This window comes from Gordonia sp. VNK21 (genome assembly GCF_046098115.1).
Lineage (GTDB): Bacteria > Actinomycetota > Actinomycetes > Mycobacteriales > Mycobacteriaceae > Gordonia.
Genome location: NZ_JBJURU010000005.1, coordinates 237,586 through 243,585, shown reverse-complemented (window position 1 = coordinate 243,585; position 6,000 = coordinate 237,586). Strand labels below are relative to the sequence as shown.

General features: G+C 70.5%; 2 protein-coding genes (1 of these 2 only partly in view). Both read left to right on the top strand.

All coding sequences use genetic code 11. The annotated features are described in order from the left end of the window. The coding region (locus tag ACJMNC_RS07885; protein ID WP_408947390.1) for a condensation domain-containing protein at positions 1-1,681 on the top strand (1,681 nt) is incomplete at its 5' end. 29 nt (positions 1,682-1,710) lie between these two features. Further along, positions 1,711-6,000, top strand: part of the annotated coding region (locus ACJMNC_RS07880) for a non-ribosomal peptide synthase/polyketide synthase (RefSeq protein ID WP_408947389.1) (this coding region is incomplete at its 3' end). 23,374 nt of the annotated region lie beyond the right edge of the window; 4,290 of its 27,664 annotated nt are in view.

Sequence of the window (6,000 nt, the reverse complement as noted above, 5' to 3'; positions counted from 1 at the left end):
CTCGTTGTCGGCGATGCGGTTGGTGGCTCGTGCTGGTGAGGTGCTCGGGGTGGAGTTGTCGGTGCGGGCTCTGTTCGACGCGCCGACGGTGCGGGAGCTGGTCGTGGCTGCCTCTTCTGCTGGTTCGGCGTTGGCGCCGATCACCGCGGCCGTGCCGCGGCCGGAGCGGATTCCGCTCTCGTTCGCGCAGCAGCGCATGTGGTTCATCAACCAGTTCGACCCGGGCCGGGCCACCTACAACATCCCGGCCCTGCTCCGGTTGACCGGCGAGATCGACGAGGCTGCACTCAGCGCGGCCGTCGCCGACCTGGTGAGCCGGCACGAGATCCTGCGCACCGTGTACCCCTCCGAAGACGGTGTGCCCTACCAGCAGATCGCCCCGGCCGACGAGGTGGCCGCCCGAGTGCACGCGGTGGGCGACGACGCCCTGGTGCGCGCGGCGTCCACGCGAGGAGACCTCGAGGCCGCGGTGACCACCGGATTCGACGTCACCACCGACTGGCCGCTGCGGGTCCGATTCTGGCGAGCCGATACCGACCACCTCATCCTGGCCGTCGTGCTCCATCACATCGCCGGCGACGGCGAATCGATGACGCCGCTCGTCGCCGACCTGGTCACCGCCTACCGCGCCCGGACCGCAGGACGCGCACCGCAGTTCGATCCCCTCGACGTGCAGTTCGCCGACTACGCGATCTGGCAGCAGAACGCCCTCGGCGACCCTGCCGACCGGCAATCGGAGGTCGGCCGCGAACTCGCCTTCTGGACCGACCAGCTGGCGGATCTGCCCGATGTGCTCAACCTGCCGGCCGACCGGCCGCGGCCGCTGGTGATGGACGAGCGCGGAGCAGCCCACTCGTTCCAGATCCCGGCCCCGGTGGCCCACCGCGTCACCCGACTGGCGGCTCGGGCCGGAGCGACCCCGTTCATGGTGCTGCACGCGGCCCTGAGTGTGCTGCTCTCGCGGCTCTCCGGAGAACGCGTCGTCCCGATCGCGACCCCCATCGCCGGCCGCGGCCGGGCTCAACTCGACTCGCTGATCGGCATGTTCGTCAACACGCTGGTGCTGCGCTGCGACATCGATCCGCACAGCTCGTTCCTGGATGTGCTCGACGACGCCCGGTTCACCGACCTGGAGGCCTTCGCGCACGCGACGGTGCCCTTCGAGACGGTCGTCGACGCCGTCGACCCGGTGCGCAGCGAGTCGTTCGCGCCGCTCGCTCAGGTGATGCTCGCCGTACAGCAGGGCACCCCCGACACCGACGCCCTCGAACTCGAAGGCCTGACGGTATCGGCGATGCCGCCACCGACGGTGGCCGCCAAAGTGGACCTGCACCTGGAGATCGGCATCGTCGACGACCAGCCCTGGTGGGCGTCGTTCGTGTATGCCACCAGCCTCTTCGACGAGACCACCATCGCCGACTTCGCGGCGTGGTTCGTCACGCTGCTCGGCGGGCTCACCGCCGAGCCGGAGAGCGCGGTGGGCGGCGTCGGCTTCTTGTCGGACCGGCAACGCCGCGGACTGCTGGAGGCCTCCCGCGGCGAGCACCTGACCGTGGACGTCGGCACGCTGCCCGACTGGTCGGATCGCCGACGACACCGTTCGATCGACAACGCCGCCGCCGGCCGGTCGATGCGTAATGTCTGGGTCACTTCTGGGGATACACCCGGGGAGCCGAAATGACGCCGAGAAGAAGGGACGGAGGGCACCGGGTGACCGAACCAGCGGACCAGATCGCGCTCATCTTCGGGTCCCGCCGCGTCGGCTACCGGGAGTTCGATGCGCGCGTCGACCGGCTGGCCCGGCACCTGCTCGAGGCCGGGCTGGGACCGGAGACCGCCGTGGCCGTGGCCATGCCGCGGTCGGTGGAGATGCTGGTCGCCCTGCACGCCGTGGTCGCCGCCGGCGGCCAGTATGTGCCCTTCGACCTCGCCACCCCGCCCGAGCGCGCCCGCTACATGACGGAGATCGCCGGGGTGCGCCTGGCGCTGGTGTCCACCCCGGACGGTGCGGCGCTTTTCGACGATCTCGGCGACGCCGTCACCGTTGTCCACCTCGACTGCGGCGACGACGTCGATCTGGACGCACCGCCGCTGACCGACGCCGACCGGCACCGGCCGATCCATCCCGACGACGCCGCATACACCCTGTTCACGTCCGGCTCCACCGGACGGCCCAAGGGGGTCACCGTGTCGCACCGCTCGGTGACCAACCGGCTCGCCTGGCTGCGCCGCGCCCTCGATTTGGGGCCCGATGACGTCTTCCTGCAGAAGACGCCCTACACCTTTGACGTCTCCATCGGCGAGCTGTTCACTCCGATGGGAGTCGGCGCCACCCTGGTGATCGCCGAACCGGACCGGCACGCCGACCCGGAATACCTGCTCGATCTGGTCGACGGCCAACAGATCACCGTGATCCACTTCGTGCCGTCGATGCTCTCGGCCTTCCTCGACTACCTGGGGCCGCGAGTGAGCGGCCTGAACTCGCTGCGCCTCGTGCTGGCCTCCGGCGAAGGCCTGCCCGCCGCGACCGCTGAGGCCACCCTCGCCGCACTCCCCGGCGCCGAACTGCACAACCTGTACGGTCCCACCGAGGCCGCCATCGAGGTGACCGACTACCGGGCGCGGCCGGGAGACACCGTGATTCCGATGGGTGCCCCGGCACCGAACAACGCGCTGCTGGTGCTCGACGCCATGCTCCAGCCGGTGCCGCGCGGGGTACCCGGTGAGCTCTACCTGGGCGGCGTGCAGCTGGCCCGCGGCTACGCCGCCCAGCCGGGGCTGACGGCCGAACGATTCGTCGCCGACCCGTACGGGGAAGCGGGGTCTAGGCTCTACCGCACCGGCGACCTGGTCCGCTGGAACCGCAAGAACGAGGTGGAGTACCTCGGCCGCACCGACTTCCAGGTCAAGCTGCGCGGTCAGCGGATCGAACTCGGTGAGATCGAATCGGTGCTCGCCGCCGTGCCGGGCGTGGTCCACTGCGCAGCAACCGTCGTCGCCGGACCGTCCGGCGAGCACCTGGTGGGCTATCTCGCACCGTCGTCGGTTGATCTGGAGGCGGCGAAGGCCGCCGTCACCGAGAACCTGCCGGGCTACATGCGTCCCACGGTGTGGAGCGTCCTGGACACCGTGGTTCTCAACTCGGCCGGCAAGCTCGACCGGAAGGCGCTGCCGGCGCCGGAGTTCGGTGTCATCGAAGCCGAGTACGTGCCGCCCCGCGGCATCGCCGAAGAGACCGTCGCCGGTGTCTTCGCCGACATCCTCGGTGTCGAGCGCATCTCGGTCACCGAGTCCTTCTTCGACGCCGGCGGCAACTCGCTTTCGGCGATGCGCGCCGTGGCGCGAGCCGGTGAGGTGCTCGACGCGGACCTGACCGTCCGTGACCTGTTCGACGCGTCCACCGTCCGGGAACTGGTGGTCCTCGCGGCGAGCAGGACCGGCGCCCTGCCTCCCATCACTCCGGCCGTTCCGCGGCCCGACCCGATCCCGCTCTCGTTCGCGCAGCAGCGCATGTGGTTCATCAACCGGTTCGAGCCGGGGCAGGCCACCTACAACATTCCGGCGGTCCTCCAGCTCACCGGAGACCTCGACGCCGCCGCGCTGCGCGCCGCGGTGATCGACGTCGTCGCCCGGCACGAGATCCTCCGCACCACCTTCCCCGCAGTGGACGGTGATCCTTGCGAACTGGTGGCCTCCGTCGGCGACATCGACATCCGGCTCGACTGGCAGGTGGTGGACTCGCACACCGCGATCGCTGCGGCGGTCGGTACCGGATTCGACCTCGCCGACCAGTGGCCGATACGAATCCGTCTGTGGCCCAAGGCTCCCGGTGAGCACGTGCTGGCCGTGGTGCTGCATCACATCGCCGCCGACGGCGAGTCGCTGGCGCCGTTGATCACCGATCTCGTCACCGCATACGCCGCCCGTTCGGTGGGTGCGGAACCGGGATTCCGCCCGCTGGAACTGCAGTTCGCGGACTTCGCCGTCTGGCAGCATCGGGTGCTCGGCGCGCCGGACGATCCGGACTCGGTGCTGGGGCGGCAACTGAGTTACTGGCGGACCCTGCTGCGCGATGTCCCCGAGGTGCTCGAACTGCCGGGGGACCGGCCGCGCCCGCCGGTGCCCAGCCATCGCGGCGACACCGTCCGGTTCACCCTGCCCGCCGAAGTGGGCGAGCAGGTGGCCCGGCTCGCGCGCGCCCGCGGGGTCACCCCGTTCATGGTGGCGCACGCGGTGTTCGCGGTGTTGCTGGCGCGGCTGTCGGCGACCACCGACATCGTGCTGGGCACGCCGATCGCCGGCCGCGGCCAGGCAGCCCTGGAGTCGATGATCGGCATGTTCGCCGGGACCCTGGTGCTGCGCACCGAGGTCCGCTCCGGCGAGAGCTTCGACGACTTCCTGGACCGGGTGCGGACGGTGGATCTCGAAGCCTTCGAGCATGCCCAGGTTCCGTTCGAGAGCATCGTCGATGCCGTGAATCCGGTTCGCAGCGAGGCGTTTTCGCCACTGGTGCAGGTGATCTTCTCCTTCGATCCGGCGAAGTCGGCGGCCGAGCTGGACCTGGAGATCGCCGGCCTCGGCGTCCACGCCGTGGACGGTGTGGAGACACCGGCTCAGCTGGATCTGAACCTGATGCTCACCAGCGCCGAGCCCGGGACCGAATGGTCGGGGCTGTTCACCTACGCCACCGACCTCTTCGATGCGGACACCGTCCGGGCCTTCGCCGCCCGCTACGTGACGTTGATGCAGGAACTCACCGGGCGACCCGAACAGCCAGTCGGGGACGCGCTGTGGCTGACGGTCGAGGAGCACGTGGCCGCGATGGCCCGCTCGACGGGGCCTGCCGCGGAGACCGCGGTGCAGACCTTGCCGGACCGGTTCGGCGCGCAGACCGTCGCGCGGCCCGATACGGTGGCGGTGGTCTGCGCCGGCCGGTCGGTGAGCTATCGGGAGCTCGGTGCGCGGGTGGCGGTGCTGGCCCGCGAACTGATCGCGGCCGGAGTAGAACCGGATGTGCCGGTGGGCGTCTGCATCGATCGATCGGTGGAGATGATCGTGGCCGTCCAGGCGATCCTGGCCGCGGGCGGCCAATACGTGCCGATGGACACCTACGCGCCGGCCGACCGGATCCGGTACATGGTGGACGTGTCCGGGGTGAGCCTGGTGCTGGTGGGCCCCGGATCAATACCCGGGCCGGTGGCCGCACTCGGGGGTGCGGTGCGCACCGTGCCGGTCGATGCGTCCACCCCTGTCGATCCGGCGACGCCGGCCCTCGCCGACGGTGAGCGCCGAGCCCGGCTGCGGCCGGAGAACGCCGCCTACACCCTGTTCACCTCCGGTTCGACGGGGCGCCCGAAGGGTGTGACGATCTCACACGCAGCGGTGGGCAACTTCCTGTCGTGGTTCGACGCATTGACGCCGCCGTCCCCGCAGGGACGGATGCTGCTCAAGACCCCCTACACCTTCGACGCCTCGGTGCTGGAATTGTTCTGGGGACCGGTGACCGGACGGACCACCGTGATCGCCGACGCCGACGGACATCGCGATCCGGCGTACCTGGCGCAGCTGATGGCCGACGAGCAGGTCACGGTGGTGCAATTCGTCCCGTCGCTGCTCTCGGTGTTCCTCGACGCACTGTCCGATGCGCTCCTCGGTGCGGCGTTCGGACCGGTGCAGCGGGTCTTCTGCGGCGGTGAGGCTCTGCCGCCCGCGGTGTACGAGCAACTGCGGCACCGCGTGCCCGGCGTCTCGGTGACCAACCTGTTCGGCCCCACCGAGTGCGCCGTGTACACCGAGTCGGCGGCGCTGACCGGACCGCTGGCCGTGATCCCGGTGGGCTCTCCGATGCCCGGCACCACCGCGCTGGTCCTCGACGATCGGCTGCGGCCGGTACCCGTCGGTGTGGCCGGCGAGCTGTATCTCGGTGGGGTGCAGTCCGCCCGCGGCTACGCCGGACGCGCCGATCTGACGGCGGACCGATTCGTGGCCGATCCGTTCGGG